Consider the following 17,155-nt stretch of genomic DNA (forward strand, 5'->3'; position numbering starts at 1 on the left):
GACGGCGCCGCCGCGCAGGCGGCGCTCGACGCGGCGGTCTCGGCGCTCGGCACCGGCGGCCCGTGGCGCGTCCTCCCGCGCGGCCGCGTGGGCGCCGCGCGGCTCGAGACGGCGCTCGCGTCGCTCGACGCGGCCGCGCCGCGCGTGAAGGAGCGGGTGCTCGCGGCCTGCGAGGCGTGCGTGACCGCGGACGGAAAGGTGCGGCCGGCCGAAGGCGAGGTCCTGCGCGCGATCGCCGCGTCCCTCGGGGTGCCGGCGCCGCCGATTCTCGCGGCGGAGGAGCGGGCGGTGCGCGCGGCGCAGGCGTGAACGTGGGCGCGCCCGCTCGCAGCTGATCCCGACGGCCTCGGCCCCGACCGGGCAAGTCCTCGCGCCCCGCCTCAGCCCGGCACGGACGCCTCCGCTGGCGCCTCGCCCGCGCAGTGCCTAGGGGTTGATCGGATGAGGGCGATCGAGCGACTCGAGCGCGAGGGGCTCCGGCGCGTCGGCACTCCGCGGTCCGGCTTCCGCTACCTGCAGGCGAACGGGCGGCCCGCCGCGGCCGCGGACGTGGAGCGCATCCGGGCGCTGCGGCTCCCGCCGGCGTGGACCGACGTGCGCGTGAGCCGGGCGGCGGGCGCGAAGCTCCAGGCCGTCGGCCGCGACAAGGCGGGGCGCTGGCAGTACCGCTACCACCCCGACTTCGTCCGCCGGCAGGCGGCCGCGAAGTACCGCCGCCTGCTGCGCTTCGCGGACGCGCTGCCGAGGGTGCGCGCCCGGGTGGAGCGGGACTTTCGCCGGCGCGGCCTCGGGCGCGAGCGCGTGCTCGCCGGGATGACGCGGATCCTCGAGGCGACCTGGATGCGCCCCGGCAGCGAGGCCTACGCGCGCGAGAACGGGAGCTTCGGGCTCGCGACCGTGCGGCCCGGGCACGTGCGCGTGACGGGGGACCGGGTGGTGTTCGACTACCGCGGCAAGTCGGGGCAGCGCCAGGTGCGCGAGGTCCGCGACCGGCGGATCGCCCACCTCGTCCGCGAGCTCCTCGCCGTGCCGGGCCGCGACGTCTTCAAGTTCGTCGAGGGCGGGCAGATCGTGGACGTCCGCCGCCGCCACCTCAACGCCTACCTCCGCGCAGCGGCCGGCGGGTCCGTCACGGCGAAGGACTTCCGGACCTGGGCCGGGACGCTGCTCTGCGCGAGCGCGCTCGCCGAGGCCGCGCGCGAGCTCGTGCCCGGGCGCACGAGCCGCAAGCGGCTCGTCCAGGCCGCGGTGAAGGCGGTCGCGCAGCGGCTCGGGAACACGCCCGCGGTGGCGCGCGGCTCGTACATCAGCCCCGCGGTGCTCGAAGGCTTCGCGCGGGGGGAGGTCGTCTCCTGCGGGCTCTCGCCCGACGACGTCCTGGGGCTCGCGAGGGGCGGCGGGCTCCACGCGGCCGAGCGCGCGCTCGTCACGTTCCTGCGGCGCGCCGCGACGCGGGGCCCCGCGCAGCGGTCGCGGGGGACGAGGAGCGTCGTGCGGCCGGGCCCGCTGCGCCCGTCCGGCCCCCTGGGCAAGCCGGAGCGGCGGGCGGCGCGAGCGCCGGAGCGCGAGCGCGCCTGACGGGAGCGCGCCTGACGGGAGCGCGGGGGCGTCAGGGCGCGGCGCGCGCGGGCAGGACCTCGCGCAGCACGTCGTCCGCCCAGCGAAGGCTCTCGACGGTGGTGTCCCAGCCGATGCAGGCGTCGGTGACCGAGCAGCCGTAGCGGAGCTGCGAGAGATCCTGCGGGATGGGCTGGTTCCCCGGCTCGAGGAAGCTCTCCAGCATCAGGCCCACGACGGAGCGGTTGCCCTCGCGGATCTGGTGGACCACGTCGCGGAGCACGAGCGGCTGGAGCTCCGGCTTCTTTCGCGAGTTCGCGTGCGAGCAGTCGACGACGACGTTCCTCGGGAGCTTCGCCCGGGCGAGCGCGTCCTCGGCGAGCGCGATCGACACGGTGTCGTAGTTGGGCCGCCCGCCGCCGCCGCGGAGGACGATGTGGCCGTAGCGGTTGCCCCGCGTGCGCACGACCGCGGAGCGCCCCTGGTCGTTGATGCCGAGGAACGAGTGCGGGCTCGCCGCGGAGACGATGCCGTTCACGGCGGGCTCGAGGTCGCCGTCGGTGCCGTTCTTGAACCCCACCGGCGTGGAGAGGCCGGAGGACATCTCGCGGTGCGTCTGCGACTCGGAGGTGCGCGCGCCGATGGCGGTCCAGGCGACGAGGTCGCCGTAGTACTGCGGCGCGATCGGGTCGAGCGCCTCGGTCCCGGCAGGGAGCCCGAGCTCGTTCACGTCGAGCAGGAAGCGCCGGGCGCGCTCCATGCCCTCGTCCACGCGGAACGAGTCGTCCATGCGCGGATCGTTGATGAAGCCCTTCCAGCCGAGGGAGGTGCGCGGCTTCTCGAAGTAGACGCGCATCACGAGGTAGAGGGTGCCCGAGACCTCGTCCGCGAGCGCGCGCAGCCGCCGCGCATAGTCGAGGCCGGCGACCGGATCGTGGATCGAGCACGGGCCGACGACCACGAAGAGCCGCGGATCGCGGCGGTCGAGGATCGCCTCGAGGGTTCTCCGGCCCGCGATGACGGTCCGGGCGGCGGGCTCGTCGAGCGGGATGTGAGCCTTCACCTCGTCGGGCGAGGGCATCACGTCGAACGCCGCGACGTTCAGGTTCTCGGTCTGCTGCATGGGCGGTCCGCTCCCTCCGGGATCCCGATCCGTATCGCATCCGGCGACGAAAAATGCGAGGGGCGGCGCCAGGATGATCGAGCGCGGCCGGCGGGTTCGGGCGGACCGGGCGACCCGCGGGCGCCGGGTTGAAGAGACCGGATGCCCGAGCCGTCAGCACCCCGACAAGATTTGATCCGGATCAGTACCGGCGCTAACCTGCCGCCGGAGCCCCACCGGTCTTCGCCCGCGCGAAGTTTGCGTTTACGTCCCGAGGAAGGTCAGACGCCCTTGATTTCACGCCTGGACTCTCCATCCCGCCCCTCGGGCGCGCGCGCCCTCGCGCTCGCCGCGGCGGTCTCGGTCGTCGCCCTCGCAGGCTGCCGCAGCGAGGAGATCGCCCATTACCGGGTGCCCAAGTCCTCCGGCTCCGCGGCCCCGGCGCCCGCCGCGTCGCCCATGATGCCGGCGAGCGGGCAGGTGCCCGCGCCGCCGTCCCCCGTGGCGGGGAGCAAGCTCGTCTGGACGCTGCCCGCGCGGTGGACCGAGACCACCGGCGGCGGCGGCATGCGCTACGCCACGCTCAAGGCGCCGGTCGGCGGGCGCCTCGACGTCTCCGTGACGGTGCTGCCCGGAGAGGCGGGCGGCGAGCTCGCGAACGTGAACCGCTGGCGCGGGCAGATCGGCCTCCCGGCGCTCGACGGCCCCGCCCTCGCGAAGGCCCGCAGGCCGCTCGAGACGAAGGCGGGCACGGTGTCCCTCTACGACTTCACGAGCGAGGGCACCGCGAAGAGCCGCGTCGTCGCGGGCCTCGCGGTCGTGGACGGGAACAGCTGGTTCATCAAGATGACGGGTGACGCCGGCGCCGTGGACGCCGCCCGACCCGACTTCCTCCGCATCGTGGAGAGCCTCCGCCGTGACGCTTCGAACGACTAACCCGGTCCTCCGCGCGCTCGTCTCGCTGAAGCTGACGATCGCGTGCCTCGCGGCGCTCATGGTGCTCGTGATGGCCTGCACGCTCGCGCAGGTGAAGCTCGGGACGTGGCCGGCGGTCGAGATCTACATGCGCGCCTGGTTCGTCTGGTGGGACGTCCCGGGCACGGAGCTGCGGATCCCGGTGTTCCCCGGCGGCGCGCTCGTCGGCCTCGTGCTCCTCGTGAACCTGTTCCTCGCGCAGCTCGTCCGGCTCGAGCTCGCCTGGAAGAAGGTCGGCCTGTGGATCTCGCACGCGGGGCTCATCCTGCTCGTGCTCGGCGAGTTCGTGACCGGCGCGTTCCAGGTGGAGTCGCAGCTCGCGGTGGAGGAGGGGCAGACGGTCAACTACGTCGAGAGCCCGCGCGAGCTCGAGCTCGCCGTGATCGACGTGACCGATCCCGCCATGGACGACGTCTACAGCGTCCCGGCGGCGCGCCTCGAGCGCGGCGGCGCGATCCCGATCCCCGGCACGCCGGTGGCGGTCCAGGTGCGGCGCTTCTTCCGCAACGCGGAGCTCGCGCGGCTCGGCCCCGCCGATCCGCCGTCGCCCGTGACCGCGGGCGTCGGCACGGGCGTCGCCGTGCGGGAGCGGCCGCCCGTGTCGCGCGACGACCAGACGAACCAGGCCGCCGCCTTCGTGGAGCCGGTCGCGGGCGGGCGGAGCTACGGCACCTGGCTCGTCTCGAACGGCCTCGGCGCGCCGCAGTCGTTCACGCACGAGGGGCGGACCTACCAGCTCCAGCTGCGCAGCCGTCGCGAGTACCTGCCCTTCGCGATCACCCTCAAGGACTTCCGGCACGACGTCTACCCGGGCACGCAGATCCCGAAGAACTTCTCCTCGCTCGTCACCATCGCGAACCCGTCACGCGGCGAGCAGCGGGACGTCCTCATCTACATGAACCAGCCGCTCCGCTACGAGGGGAAGGCCTTCTACCAGGCGAGCTTCGGCAAGGGCGACACGCTCTCGATCCTGCAGGTGGTCGAGAACCCCGGGTGGCTCATCCCGTACGTCTCCTGCGTCCTCGTCGCCATCGGGCTCATCGTCCACTTCGCCATCACCCTGCGCCGCTCCAGCCGGCGGCGGCAGGCCGCCTCGGAGGCCTGAGATGAACCTGAAGCGCGCCGTGCCCTGGATCGCCTTCGGCCTCGCCCTCGCCGGGGCCGCCTCGTCGCTCCTCCCGTCGGGGAAGCCCCGGGGCTTCGACGTCGAGGCGTTCGGCCAGGTTCCCATCCTCGAGGGCGGGCGCGTGAAGCCCGTCGACACCATCGCGCGCAACGCGCTGCTCATGATCCGCGGGAAGCAGTCGGCGAGCTCCGAGGGGCGGAGCATCGGGCCCGACGAGTGGCTCCTCGACGTGATGTTCCGCCCGGAGGTCGCCGACCGGCAGGAGCTCTTCGTCATCGACGACCCCGAGGTGCTCGGGCTCCTCGGCATCCAGCAGAGCCGGAACCGCTACTACAGCTTCGCGACGCTCGCCCCGCGCATCGACGAGATCCAGCGCCAGTACGTGGCCGCCGAGCCGATCGACCCCAAGGTCCGAAGCCACTTCCAGTCCGCGATCGTGAACCTCTTCGAGCGGATGTTCCTCTACCACCGCCTCAAGAACACGGTGCAGCTCGAGGGGACGCCGGGGCTCGCCGCCGAGATCGCGGCGCGGGCGGGCCCGGGCGCGCCGCAGCGGCACCGGCTGCTCGTGGAGCTCGCGCACTTCAAGCCGCTCTTGCCCGTGACGCCGACCGGAGACGCGTGGCGCTCGGTGGGTGAGGCGCTCACGGGGACGACGACCGTCGAGCCGGGGCTCGAGCAGTGGGCGCGCCTCGGCCTCGCCTACCAGGCGCAGGACGCGGCGAGCTTCAACCGCTCCGTCGCGGACCTCGCCGCGACCGCCGCGCTGGGCCGCCCGGACGCGGCGGCCCGGTCGGATCACGAGTGGCTCTTCAACGCCGCGCAGCCGTTCTACTCGGGCATGGTGATCTACGTGCTCGCGCTGCTCGCCGTGTTCGTCTCCTGGCTGTGGAGGCCGGTGCTCCTGCAGCGGCTCGCGTTCGGCCTCCTCCTCGCGGGCGCGGTCGTCCACACGCTCGGCCTCGCCTCGCGCGTCCTCATCCAGGGCCGGCCGCCGGTGACGAACCTCTACTCGTCGGCGGTGTTCGTGGGCTGGGCCGCGGTGCTCCTCGGCGTCGTGCTCGAGCGGATGTACCGCCGCGGCTTCGCGACCGCGGTGGCGGCCGCCTCGGGCTTCGCCTCGCTCATCGTGGCGCACCACCTCTCCGTCGACGGCGACACGATGGAGATGATGCGCGCGGTGCTCGACTCGAACTTCTGGCTCGCGACGCACGTCGTCACCATCACCATCGGCTACAGCGGCACGTTCCTCGCGGGCGCGCTCGCCATCGGATGGGTGGTGCGGCGGCACCTCACGCGCCGCGCCGACCCGGCCGCGAGCAAGGCCATCGTCGCGATGACCTACGGCATCATCTGCTTCGCCCTGTTCTTCAGCTTCGTCGGGACGGTGCTGGGCGGCATCTGGGCGGATCAGTCGTGGGGCCGGTTCTGGGGCTGGGATCCCAAGGAGAACGGCGCGCTCCTCATCGTGCTGTGGAACGCCATCATCCTGCACGCCCGGTGGGCGGGGTTCGCGCGCGAGCGCGGGATCATGGCCATGGCGATCTTCGGGAACGTCATCACGAGCTTCTCGTGGTTCGGCGTGAACATGCTCGGCGTCGGGCTCCACTCGTACGGGTTCATGGACAAGGCGTTCTGGGCGCTGTCCGCCTTCGTCGGGACGCAGCTCGTGCTCATGCTGTTCGCGCTCGTGCCGGCGCGCTTCTGGAGCGCGCGGCGCGCCGAGGCCGCGGCGCCCGGAAAGGACCGGCCGGAGGGCGCCTCGCAGCCGGTCTAGTCGGCGCGCACGCCGGGCCACGCCCGCTCCACCGCGAGGCCCCGCCGCCGCCCGGCGCGCGGGGCCTCCGCTTCCTCCCCGCTCGACACCCGCGCCGGCCGCTCTCGCGCCGCCCGGCCCGCCTGGTCGGGCGGGGCGCGAGCGCGCTCGACCCTCGGCGGGGTGGCTACATTTTTCCTGCGCAGCACAACGGACCCCAGGGGCGCCGCGCAGCCGCGCGGCGAGGGAGAGAGCCATGGCACGCTGGGACGAGGAGAAGGGGCGGTGGGAAGCGCGGGAGCACGGGCACGAGGCGCATGGCCCGCGCGGCCGCGAGGAGCGCGGCGGCTGGCGGAGCGACGACACCTGGCGCGGCGGCGGCTGGCGCGAGGCCGAGGAGCGCGACGACTGGCGCCGCGAGGAGCGCGGCGAGGGGCGCTTCGAGCTGGGGCGCGAGCCCGGCGGGCGCGCGGAGTGGGATCGCCTGCGCGATCGCGAGGCGGGATTTGGCCGGGGAGCAGGGGGCCGGTACGGCGCGGGCGGCTTCGGGCGCGGCCGTGAGCACGAGGAGCGCGACGAGGGCGGCTGGCACCGCACCACGCAGTTCGAGCCGTCGGGCGAGGGGCCCGGCTCCTGGGGCCCCGGGGGCCGCTACGGCGAGCGCGAGTGGGAGCGCGGACGCGGGCGGGAGTACGGCGGCTTCATGGGCGGGATGGCGGAGCGCTACGGCGAGGAGGAGGGGCGGGGGCGCTGGGAGGCGCGCAGCGACTTCGGCCGCGGCAGCGAGCGCGGCCACGAGTTCCGCGGCCGGAGCGACTGGGGCCGCGGCGGAGAGGAGCCCGGCCCGATGGAGCGGCTCGGCGAGCGCGTGAGGGAGGGCTGGCGCAAGATGACCGGGCGCGGCCCGAAGGGCTACAAGCGGTCCGACGAGCGGATCCGCGAGGACGTCTCCGAGCGCATCGCGCGCAGCGATCTCGACGCGAGCGACGTGGAGGTGAAGGTCGAGCACGCGGAGGTGACGCTCACCGGCACCGTCGGGAGCCGCTGGGACAAGCGGATGCTCGAGGACCTCGCGGACGAGGTCTTCGGGGTGGACGAGGTGCACAACCACCTGCGCCTGCGCCGCGAGGCGGAGCTGCAGCCGGGCCAGACGACGGCGGCGCAGACGGGGATGAGCGGGCAGACCCTGCCCGGCCAGGGGCGCCCGCAGCCGGGGCAGGCCCCCTCGCCGGACGCCCGGAGACATTGAGCGACGGGGCTGCGTCCAGCCCCGCCCACGCTGATCGACGTCTAGGGAAGCGCGAGGAACTCCGCCGCGCGGCGTACCGCCTCGGCGCCCGCGGCGGAGCTCGTGTGCGGGCTGTGCCCGGCGTCCACGAGCGCGAGGCTCGCGCGCGGGAGGGCGCGCAGCGCCGCCTCGAGCTCGCCGGGCTCGAGGCGCGGGTCGCGCCTGCCGTGCAGGACGAGCGTGCGGGCGGTGATCTCGCCGAGGCGCCCGTCGTAGAGGTCGCCGCCCGCGCGCTCTCCCTCCGCGAGGATGTCCAGCCAGGCGCGGGCGCCGCGCGCGACCACCTCGCGCCAGCGCGCGCCGTGATCGCGCTCGAGCGCGCGCACGACGCCCTCGCCGTACCGCTCCGGCGCCTCGAGGCCGGTCCGGAAGAACTCCAGCGAGCTCGGCTTGGCGCGGAAGAAGTGCAGCGCCTCGAGCACGAGGGCGGTGACGCGCGCCGGGTGGCGGATCGCCGCCCAGGCCGCGACGACGGCGCCATCCGAGTGGCCCCACAGCGCGGCCCGCTCGATCCCGAGCGCGTCGAGGAGGGCCACCGTCTCGTCGGCCATCGCCTGGTGGAACCGGCGCGGCAGCTCCGCGAGCGGCTCCGAGGCGCCGTAGCCGATCCGGTCGGGGACGATCACGCGGTGGCGCGGCGCGAGCGCCTCCGCCGCCGCGTCGAACGGGTACGCCTCGTGGCCCCAGCCGCCGTGGAGCAGGAGCGCCGCGGGGCCCCGCCCGCGCTCGCGGACGTTCACGCGGAGCGGAGCGCGCCCGGGCGCGACGGGGGAGCCCGGGATCGTGACCAGCGGCATGCGCGGGTTCTAATTCACCGGCAGCACGCTCGCCGCGGCGGAGCCGGCGACGACCCCGCTCCCGAGGAAGAGGTTCGAGGAGAGGCTCGTACCGCCCACCTTGTTCACCGAGGTGAGCAGCAGGCCGTAGCCGTACTGCGGCGCGGGTGCGGGGAAGCAGTCGGCCTTGGCGAGCGAGAAGGTCGGCGTGCGCCAGGCGCCGTCGTCGAGGAAGAGCCGCACCACCGCCATCGGGTCCGTGACGTCCGGCGCGTTGGTGCAGGTGGCGGCGGAGGCGTTCACCGCGCCGCTCGGCGACGAGAGCGCGGTGACGGCGTAGAAGGCCACGCTCGTCCCATCCCGCCGCAGCACGTAGGGATCGGGGAGCTGCGTGTACGCGATCGGCGCCTGCACCACGGGCAGCGGCGCGCCGCTCTCGTCCTGCAGCACCGGCCGGGGCGGCGCGGTGACCGTGCCCGAGTACGTCTCGCCGCCGTACTCGACGCGGAAGGTGTAGGCGGTGCCGGGCACGTACGCGAGCGCGCCGCCGGTGAGCGCGTACTGCCCCGCCGCTCCCGCCGGCGCGAGCGTCGCGGTCCCGCCGTCCCAGGTGAGGCGGACCGTCGCGCCGTCGAGGCCCGTCGTGCGCCACGAGGCGGCGTCTGCAGGGTTCGCGCCCTTGTCGACCTCCCCGAAGAACACGGTGGCGGCGACGGTCCCTGCCAGATTCACGTTCTGGTCCGGCTGGCTCACGCCGGGGGACTCGATGAGCACGCCGGCGAGGACGCGGTCGTTCTGGAGGCGCTCGAAGACATCGCACCCGGCGAGGCCGAGCACGGCCGCCAGGAGGGCAGGGAAGGAGGCGAGGCGTCGCATGGATTTCTCCGTAGCGCGTTCCGCGGCTGCTCGCCAGCGCACGATCGCCTACAGGGCCGCCCCGTGCCTCACCCGTCTCGGCCCGGAGGGCCGGGACGCGACCCTCGCGCCGTGCCTCGTGGCCGCCTTCGCGGGCGGACGCGACGAGGACTCGGGGCGACGGCCGCGGAGCTCCGTGGCGCAGACTTGGAGCAGCTCGCTCACGAGCTCCGGCGGGCGAACGCTGTCGGTGGAGCTGCTGCTGCGCCGCACGTTCGAGGAGCTCGTCCGCGATGAGCAGTCGCTCCGGGATCGCTACGCCGGCGAGATCGAGCAGCGCGCCCGCACGATCGACGTGGCGCGCCATTCGCCCCGGCCGCCGTCCCTGCCTGGGGGAGGTCCTTCGCTCGAAGTTGTCACTGCCAGGGCCGGCGTACAGAATGGAACAGGATGTCGCACGCCTCCGTACGCCGCAGGGCCCGCGACGGTCTCGTCGAGATCGTGCCCGAGTCGGGGCTCACGCGCGCCGACCGCTACCTGGCGCTCTTCGGCGTGATCCTGGCGTCGATGGTGCTGTACGTCTCGACGCTCCTGCCCGCCTGGGCGTTCGCGGTGCTGTTCGGCTACTGCGTCGCCGCGGCGCTGGCGGTCCTGCTTCAGCAGGTGGGCCTGCTGCAGCCTCCGAAGGCGCCCGTGCACGTCCTCTCCCGGTGGAGGGGACCCGGCCCGGGGCGGATCGCCTGAGCGAGGCCGCCGTACCCGCGCGCGAGTGGCGGCCCGTGAGCCGCCTCAGCCGCGCTTCGCGAACGCGCCCATGAAGTCCACGAGCGCGTCGACCCACTCCGGCTCGACGGCGTTGTAGGTCGAGACGCGGATGCCGCCCACGGAGCGGTGCCCCTTGAGCCCCACCATCCCGAGCTTCTTCGCCTCGGCGACGAACCGCTCCTCGTCCTGCTCGCTCGGGAGCCGGAACACGACGTTCATCACCGAGCGGCTCTCCTTCTCGACCGGGCAGCGGTAGAAGCCGGGGTTCGCGTCGATGGCGCCGTAGAGGCGGGCCGCCTTCTTGCGGTTCCGCGCCTCCATGGCCGACAGCCCGCCCAGCCCCTTCAGCCACGCGAGCACGTTCCGGATCATGTAGATGCCGAAGGTGGGCGGCGTGTTGTAGAGCGACTTGTTCTCGGCCGGCGTGCGGAGCTGGAAGATCTTGGGGATGTCCTTGCGGCCGCGCTCGACGAGCTCCTTCGAGACGATCACCACGACGACGCCGGACGGGCCGATGTTCTTCTGCGCCCCCGCGTAGACGAGCCCGAAGCGCGAGACGTCGAAGGGACGCCAGAGGAAGTCGCTCGACATGTCGGCCACGAGCGGCGCGCCGCCCGGGGACGGGAACGGGCGCGACGGGTCGACGGCGTACTCGACGCCGTGGATCGTCTCGTTCGAGGTCACGTGCACGTACGCAGCGGCGGGGTCCGCCTTCACCTCGTCGGGCCGGGGCACGCGGACGTAGGACTTTTCCTTCCCCTCGCCGGTGCCGGTGGTGCAGGCGACGCGCACCGCGCCGCCGAGCATGGCGGTCGCGACCTTCGCCTCGGAGAGCGCCTTCTCGCCCCACGCGCCGGTCACGACGTAGTCCGCGGTCTGGCCCTTCTGCACGAGGTTCATCGGGAGCTGCGCGAAGAGCTGCGAGGCGCCGCCCTGCACGAAGAGGATCTCGTGCGTCGCGGGCACGGCGAGCAGCTCGCGCAGGAGCGCGAGGGCCTCGTCGTGGACGGCCTCGTACTCCTTGCCGCGGTGGCTGTGCTCCATCACCGACATGCCGCTGTTCGCGAAGTCGAGGAGCTCGTCCCGGGCGCGCTCGAGCGCGGGCAGCGGGAGTGCGGCGGGACCGGCGTTGAAGTTCTTCTTTCGGCTCATGGGCTCCTCGCGGTCGGGGCGGTCGGTGGAAGCGGGAGGGGGATTCTCCGCGAAAAGGGCCGCGCCGGGAACCTCCGCGTGAGGTTCGTCGGGCGCGTGGCCCGGGCGGGACGGGGCGACGGCGCGCTGCCGTCCGGGCGAGCGGCCGCGGCGCGGGCGCGGGCGGCGCGAACCCGACGAGATGCCTCGGCAAATGGGCGCGAGCGCGGGTGGCCCGGCCTGCGCGGGCCTCAGGCGAGCCGCTCGGGAGGCGACGCGACCGCGGTGCCCGCCAGCGCCTCCGCGGCGCGCGCCTCGCGCCGTCCGCGCTCGACGTCCACGCCGAGGAGCAGCGCCGCGCCCGCGAGGAAGAAGCCGATGACGGACAGCACCGCGGCGCGGCTCGACCCGGTCAGCGCGATGGCGAGGGCGAACACCGCGGGGCCGAAGATCCCGGCGAACTTCTCGGAGACCGCGAAGAACCCGAAGAACTCGCCCGAGAGGTGGCGCGGCACGAGGCTCGCGAAGAGCGAGCGCGAGAGCGCCTGCGTCCCGCCCTGGACGAGCCCGACGAGCACGGCGAGCGCGAAGAAGTGCGCCGCGGTGCGCGTGAAGTACCCGAGCACCGCGATGCCCGTGTACACGGCGAGCCCGGCGAGGATCGCGGGCTTGGCGCCGACGCGGCCGGCGAGCGCGGCGAACAGGTACGCGCACGGGACGCCGACGAGCTGCACGAGGAGGATCGAGCCGATGAGGGCCCCGCGGGAGAGGCCGAGCTCGCTGCCGTAGATCGCCGCCATGCGGATGATCGTGCCGATCCCGTCGTTGTAGACGAGGAACGCCGCGAGGAGCAGCGCGGCCTGGGGGTGGCGGCGGAGCTGCCGGACCGTGCGGGCGAGGCGCGCGACCGTCCCCTCCCGCGCGGCGCCCTCCGGCGCGCGCACGGCGGGCTCGGGGACGCGGCGCAGGAGCGGGATCGTGAAGGCGATCCACCAGATAGCGACCGACACGAACGCGAGCCGGGTGGGGAGGGTCGCCTGGGCGGGGGTCCCGCCGGAAGAAAGGCCGAGGAGCCCCGGGCGCGCGATCCAGGCGAGCTGCGCCGCGAGGAGGAGGCCGCCGCCGAGGTAGCCGGCGGCGTAGCCGGCGGAGGAGACGCGGTGGAGCTCGTCCTCGCGCGCCACGTGCGGGAGGAGCGCGTCGTAGAACACGAAGCTCCCGTTGAGGCCGACGTTCAGGAGGACGAGGAGCGCCGAGGCGAGGAGCCAGTCTCCCGGCCCGACCGCGAACAGCGCCGCGGTGGCCGCCGCGCCGGTGAGCGCGAACAGGGCGAGCAGCCGCTTCTTCACCGGCGCCACGTCGGCGAGGGTGCCGAGGATTGGCGCGAGCACGGCCACGACCGCGAGGCCCGCGGTCGTGGCGAGCGCGAAGCGCTGGGTGGCGACCGTGGGCGGGAGCTCCGCGCCCGCGACGCGCGCGTAGTAGATGGGCAGGATCGCCGTGAGCACGGAGGTCACCGCGGCGGAGTTCGCGACGTCGTAGAGGACCCACGCGCGGAGCTCGGGGCGGTCGAGGCCGAGCCGGGCGAGGAGCCCGGGCGCCCCCTCTCGGGCAGGGCCGCTCACGGGCGGGCCTGGACCTCGCGCTCGAGCGCCGCGACGTCGGCGTCGATCCGCGCCGCCTCGCGACAGTCGCGCGAGTGTCCGGCGTCCTTCAGGAACGCCTCCAGCTGCTCGGAGAGCAGGAAGGTCCGCTCGCCGCGGCCGACCGCGAGGCAGCTCTGCTCGAAGTGCGAGCGGTCCAGCTCCTGCACGAAGCGGCCGACGACGCCGCCCGCGGGCTTCTCCTCCCGCCGGTCCGCGCCCGAGCCGCCCTCGACGTACTCCGAGTAGAGCCGGTCGAGCGACTCGCGCAGGTCGCGGCGCCGATCGACGAGCCTCTCCTCCGGGGAGCGGCAGGCCGTGGCGAGGAGCGCGGCGAGGAGAGCGAGGGCGAGGCGGCGCATCGGGGGTCCTCCGGGACGGCGCATCATGCCACGGCCGCCGCCGGTCCCGCCTGCGCCTCGCGCCTGCCGCTCAGGCGGTGGGCGCCGCCGGGCTCAGCCCGGTGGCCGGCGAGCGCGCCTGGGTCTGCGCGCGGCGCGAGAGCTCGACCGTGAAGGTGGCGCCGCTCCCGGGCGCGCTCTCCACCCGCACGGTCCCCCCGAGCGACTCCACGATCTCGCGCACGATCCAGAGGCCGAGCCCGAAGCCGCCGTAGCTCCGCTTCGACACCGCGCGCTCGAAGCGCTCGAAGATCCGCGCCTGGTCCTCGGGCGGGATCCCGATGCCGCGATCGCGCACCGTCAGCACGGCGCGCTCGCCGACCCCCTCCACGCGCACCTCCACCGGCTGGTTCGGGCCGTACTTGATGGCGTTCGACACGAGGTTCGTCAGCACCTGGTCGAGCCGCAGCCGGTCCCACGAGCCGGGCACCGGCTCGGGCGCGACGAGCTCGAGCGTGCAGCCCGCGCGGCGGGCCTCGTCCTCGAAGCGCGCGACGACCTCGCGCGCGAGCTCCGCGAGGTCGAACGGCTCGAGCTCGAGCTCGAGCCTCCCGGCGGTGATGCGCGACAGGTCGAGGAGGCTCGCGACCAGCCGCGCGAGCCGGTCGACGTTGCGGCGGATCACCTCGGCCTTCCGCGCGACGTCGTCGAGCTGGAGCCGGTTCGCCTTGGCGCGCAGGCTCTCCGACTGGAGCGCGAGCGAGGTGAGCGGCGTGCGCAGCTCGTGCGACGCGATCGAGAGGAACTCGTCGCGCTCGCGGACGGCGGCGCGCGCCGCCGCGTAGAGGCGGGAGGTGTCCACCGCGGCCGCGACCAGCCGGGCGAGGTCGGTCGCGAGCCGGACGTCGCCGCGGGTGAAGCGGCGCCGCGCGCCGGCGAGCAAGGTGAGGGTGCCGAGCCGCTCGCCGCGCGACGCGAGCGCGACGGTGAGCGACGATCCCACGCCCGCCTCGCGCAGCGCGCCGGCGAGCGCGGGCGCCCGGGCGGCGAGGGCGATCCGGCCGGGATCGAAGCCGCTCCGGGCGCGGGGATGGCCTCCCTGCAGCGCGGCGGCGGGGCCGATCTCGACGTCCCGCTCGAAGCCGGACCCCTCGACCGCGGCGCGCACGCGCGAGGCGACCTCGGGGGTCGCGTGGCCCACGGTCCAGCGCGGGTCGCCCCGCTCGAGATAGACGATGCACAGCTCCGCGACGCGCTGGGCGGCGAGGGTCGCCACCCGGGGGAGGGTGGCGGCGTAGTCGAGCGAGGAGGAGAGCACCTTGCTCGCCTCGGCGAGGAAGACCGCCCGGCGCGCCGAGGCCTCTGCCCGCGTCCGCGCGCGCACCTCCTCGCGCGTCGCCCAGAACAGCAGCAGCGTGAGCGCGAGGCCTCCGAGGGCCACGCCGAGGGGCAACAGCCGCTCCGTCGCGCTCTCGAAGGATCGGCCGGCCGCGAAGCGCAGCGTCCAGGGGCGGCCCGCGACGTCGATGCGACGGACGAGGGCGAGGCGGAGCTCGTCGTCCCGCGCACCCGCTTCGAAGAGGAGCGCCTCCGCCCGGAGCTCGGTGCCGTCGTAGGCGGACAGCCCGAACTTCTGCATGGCGGTCGCGTCCAGGGCGGCGCGCAGGAGGTCCCCGGCGCGGAACGGCGCGTAGACCCACCCTCGCAGGCGGTCCCGGCGCTCCTCGACCGTCGCGGGGGCGCCGGCGTAGACGGGCACGTACACGAGGAACCCCGCCTGCCGCTCGCGTCCCGTCTCCTGCACGAGCTCGACGCGCCCGGTCGCCGCCGGATCGTCGGTGTCGCGGGCGCGCTCCATCGCGGCGCGCCGCACGGGCTCGGAGAACATGTCGAAGCCGATGGCGCGCTGGTTCCTCCAGTCGAGCGGCTCGAGGAGGACGATGCTCGAGTAGAGCGCGCGCGCGCCCGGCGGCCAGACGCGGTAGCCGGGGCGCCCGGCGGCGCGCTGCTCCGCCTCGTGGTTCGCGAGCTCGTCGGGACGGATGAGCTTGCTCCAGCCGATGCCCTGGATGCCCGGGTAGCGATCGCGGAGGTCGAGGGTCGCGACGAAGTCATGGAAGGCGAGCGCGGAGGGCTCGGCGCCGACGCCGCGGAGGAAGCCGCTCGTCGCGCGCAGCATCGCCTCGTAGGCGGCCATCCGCTCGTTCAGCGCGGCGCTCGCCCGGTCCACCTCGTCCACGAAGCGCTCCCTCGACTGCATCCGGAGCGTCGATCGCGCGAGCGCCCAGGCGGCGAGCGTGGCCGCGAGCCCCAGTGCCAGCACGACGGCGGGGGTCAGGTGATGGCGGAGCGCAGCCCGCGCGGGTGAGAGGAGGCGCCTCGGCATGAGGAAACCGCCGTTCCGGCGGTTGCGATCAGGGTAAGGACGGCCCGCGTCCGCGCGCATCCCAGCAGGGGCGGCGGCGGGCAGCGGGCCTGGGCATCGAGGCCCCGAGCGTCGAGCGCGCTGAGGCGCTGTCGCGCCACTCACCCCTCAGTGGCAATGCGGCCCCGAAAGGGGAGCCCCCGTGTTTTGCCCAGGATTCGTGAACTTCGCATTCGGGGCGAGCCTTGATCCGGATCACGTTGCGGCGGAAATCGACGTGATACTGAGATTGAGTCTCACGGGTCGTCGCATCGTGCCTCGGCCCAAGCCTCCCGAGCGTGGCGTGAACCCAGGTCCCGAAGCTCCCTCGCCCTCCGTTCCTCCCTTCGCCGGTCGCGATCGCCTGGTCTGCACCCGCTGCGGCGGCGTCACGCCGCTCGACGCGCCGGGCCTGCTCGACGGCGTGCAGGCTCGCGCCGCCGCGCGCGGCGTGGTCGTGGAGGCTCATTCGCTCACCGTGTACGGGCGCTGCTGGCTCTGCCGGGCGTCGCGGGTGCGGGCGTGAAGATCTGCATGTGCCGGGACGTGTCGGACGGGGACCTGCGAGCGGCGGTGCGCTGCGGCCGGACGGTCGAGGAGGTCGTCGCGGCGACGGGCGCCGGCTCCGACTGCGGCGCGTGCGAGGAGGCCCTCTCGCGCCTCGCCGAGGCGGCGCGCGCCGAGGGCGTCGTCCTGCAGCCGCCCGCGCAGCGGCGCGCCGCGTGAGTTAAACCTGGCGGATGGACGCGAAGGCCCGCGCGGCCGCGCTCGAGCTCTTCCAGCCCGCCGTCCGCGAGTGGTTCTCGCGGGCGTTCGAGGCGCCCACGCCGGCGCAGGCGCTCGCCTGGCCGGCCATCCGGCGCGGCGAGAGCACCCTGCTCCTCGCGCCCACCGGGAGCGGCAAGACCCTCGCCGCCTTCCTCTCCTGTCTGGACCGCCTGATGTTCGCGCCGGAGCCGCCCAGGAAGGAGCGGCTCCGGGTGCTCTACGTCTCCCCGCTGAAGGCGCTCGCCGTGGACGTCGAGCGGAACCTGCGCGCGCCGCTCGCGGGCATCGCCCAGGTCGCCGCGGGGCGGGGCGACGCGTACCGCCTCCCGGCGGTGGCGGTGCGGAGCGGCGACACGCCCGCGGCGGAGCGCGCCCGGTTCGCGCGCGTCCCCGCCGACGTCCTCATCACCACGCCCGAGTCGCTCTACCTCGTGCTCACCTCGAACGCGCGAGAGGTGCTGCGCTCGGTCGAGACGGTCATCGTGGACGAGATCCACGCGCTCGTCCCGACCAAGCGCGGCGCGCACCTCGCGCTGTCGCTCGAGCGGCTCGAGGCGCTCGCGGGGCGGCCCCTCCAGCGCATCGGTCTCTCTGCGACGCAGCGGCCGCTCGAGGAGGTCGCGCGCTTCCTCGGGGGCGCCGAGCCCGTCCCGGCCCCGCCGCCCGCG

Annotated in this window: 16 protein-coding genes and 1 pseudogene; 10 read left to right on the forward strand and 7 right to left on the reverse strand. The window is 74.7% G+C overall.

Annotation, left to right across the window (positions count from 1 at the left end; translation table 11 throughout):
• A pseudogene (locus MNZ39_RS18810) lies at nucleotides 1-309 on the forward strand (peptidase M48); the annotation flags it as partial.
• 132 nt (nucleotides 310-441) lie between these two features.
• On the forward strand, nucleotides 442-1,578 hold the full coding sequence (locus MNZ39_RS18815) for a DNA topoisomerase IB (RefSeq protein ID WP_242340621.1): 1,137 nt from the start codon (nucleotides 442-444) through the stop codon (nucleotides 1,576-1,578).
• Between the two features lie 31 nt (nucleotides 1,579-1,609).
• Here MNZ39_RS18815 and MNZ39_RS18820 read toward each other — a convergent pair whose 3' ends face one another.
• A complete protein-coding gene (locus MNZ39_RS18820; RefSeq protein WP_242340622.1) occupies nucleotides 1,610-2,680 on the reverse strand; it encodes a 3-deoxy-7-phosphoheptulonate synthase in 1,071 nt (356 codons plus the stop codon).
• A gap of 270 nt (nucleotides 2,681-2,950) precedes the next feature.
• On the opposite strand from MNZ39_RS18820, the gene MNZ39_RS18825 reads away from it, so the two are divergent.
• From MNZ39_RS18825 to MNZ39_RS18840, 4 genes are all read left to right on the forward strand, one after another.
• On the forward strand, nucleotides 2,951-3,595 hold the full coding sequence (locus MNZ39_RS18825) for a hypothetical protein (protein WP_242340623.1): 645 nt from the start codon (nucleotides 2,951-2,953) through the stop codon (nucleotides 3,593-3,595).
• On the forward strand, nucleotides 3,576-4,739 hold the full coding sequence (locus MNZ39_RS18830; RefSeq protein WP_242340624.1) for a cytochrome c biogenesis protein ResB: 1,164 nt from the start codon (nucleotides 3,576-3,578) through the stop codon (nucleotides 4,737-4,739). The genes MNZ39_RS18825 and MNZ39_RS18830 overlap by 20 nt, the downstream gene beginning before the upstream one ends.
• Nucleotide 4,740: 1 nt before the next feature.
• Entirely contained in the window at nucleotides 4,741-6,537 is a 1,797-nt protein-coding gene (locus MNZ39_RS18835) for a cytochrome c biogenesis protein (protein ID WP_242340625.1), read from the forward strand.
• A gap of 235 nt (nucleotides 6,538-6,772) precedes the next feature.
• Nucleotides 6,773-7,765, forward strand: a complete 993-nt coding sequence (locus tag MNZ39_RS18840) for a BON domain-containing protein (protein WP_242340626.1) — start codon at nucleotides 6,773-6,775, stop codon at nucleotides 7,763-7,765.
• Nucleotides 7,766-7,806: 41 nt separating this feature from the next.
• Here the strand turns inward: MNZ39_RS18840 and MNZ39_RS18845 are convergent, their stop codons facing one another.
• Both MNZ39_RS18845 and MNZ39_RS18850 read right to left on the reverse strand, forming a co-directional pair.
• Entirely contained in the window at nucleotides 7,807-8,601 is a 795-nt protein-coding gene (locus MNZ39_RS18845; RefSeq protein WP_242340627.1) for an alpha/beta fold hydrolase, read from the reverse strand.
• A gap of 9 nt (nucleotides 8,602-8,610) precedes the next feature.
• Nucleotides 8,611-9,456: a hypothetical protein gene (locus MNZ39_RS18850; protein WP_242340628.1), complete on the reverse strand. Its 846-nt coding sequence runs from the start codon at nucleotides 9,454-9,456 to the stop codon at nucleotides 8,611-8,613.
• Between the two features lie 429 nt (nucleotides 9,457-9,885).
• Between MNZ39_RS18850 and MNZ39_RS18855 the strand changes: the two genes are divergently transcribed.
• Nucleotides 9,886-10,179 carry a hypothetical protein gene (locus MNZ39_RS18855; protein WP_242340629.1) on the forward strand — a complete coding sequence of 98 codons (294 nt, stop codon included), beginning with the start codon at nucleotides 9,886-9,888 and terminating at the stop codon, nucleotides 10,177-10,179.
• A gap of 45 nt (nucleotides 10,180-10,224) precedes the next feature.
• On the opposite strand, the gene serC is transcribed toward MNZ39_RS18855, so the two are convergent.
• The 4 genes from serC to MNZ39_RS18875 form a co-directional block, all read right to left on the reverse strand.
• The gene (gene serC, locus MNZ39_RS18860) at nucleotides 10,225-11,352 is read right to left on the reverse strand and encodes a 3-phosphoserine/phosphohydroxythreonine transaminase (protein WP_242340630.1); all 1,128 of its coding nucleotides are present in this window, start codon (nucleotides 11,350-11,352) and stop codon (nucleotides 10,225-10,227) included.
• 230 nt (nucleotides 11,353-11,582) lie between these two features.
• The gene (locus MNZ39_RS18865) at nucleotides 11,583-12,956 is read right to left on the reverse strand and encodes an MFS transporter (protein ID WP_242340631.1); all 1,374 of its coding nucleotides are present in this window, start codon (nucleotides 12,954-12,956) and stop codon (nucleotides 11,583-11,585) included.
• Entirely contained in the window at nucleotides 12,953-13,336 is a 384-nt protein-coding gene (locus MNZ39_RS18870) for a hypothetical protein (protein WP_242340632.1), read from the reverse strand. Before MNZ39_RS18870 ends, MNZ39_RS18865 begins: the two co-directional genes overlap by 4 nt.
• A gap of 70 nt (nucleotides 13,337-13,406) precedes the next feature.
• The gene (locus MNZ39_RS18875; RefSeq protein WP_242340633.1) at nucleotides 13,407-15,701 is read right to left on the reverse strand and encodes a CHASE domain-containing protein; all 2,295 of its coding nucleotides are present in this window, start codon (nucleotides 15,699-15,701) and stop codon (nucleotides 13,407-13,409) included.
• Nucleotides 15,702-16,023: 322 nt separating this feature from the next.
• On the opposite strand from MNZ39_RS18875, the gene MNZ39_RS18880 reads away from it, so the two are divergent.
• The 3 genes from MNZ39_RS18880 to MNZ39_RS18890 all read left to right on the forward strand — a co-directional run.
• Complete coding sequence (locus MNZ39_RS18880; protein ID WP_242340634.1) at nucleotides 16,024-16,245, forward strand: hypothetical protein; 222 nt, start codon at nucleotides 16,024-16,026, stop codon at nucleotides 16,243-16,245.
• Nucleotides 16,242-16,445 carry a (2Fe-2S)-binding protein gene (locus MNZ39_RS18885; protein ID WP_242340635.1) on the forward strand — a complete coding sequence of 68 codons (204 nt, stop codon included), beginning with the start codon at nucleotides 16,242-16,244 and terminating at the stop codon, nucleotides 16,443-16,445. Before MNZ39_RS18880 ends, MNZ39_RS18885 begins: the two co-directional genes overlap by 4 nt.
• Before the next feature lie 14 nt (nucleotides 16,446-16,459).
• Nucleotides 16,460-17,155, forward strand: a 696-nt coding sequence (locus MNZ39_RS18890; protein WP_242340636.1) for a DEAD/DEAH box helicase, incomplete at its 3' end; no start/stop codon positions are given.

The organism is Anaeromyxobacter sp. SG66 (genome assembly GCF_022690805.1).
Taxonomy (GTDB): domain Bacteria; phylum Myxococcota; class Myxococcia; order Myxococcales; family Anaeromyxobacteraceae; genus Anaeromyxobacter; species Anaeromyxobacter soli.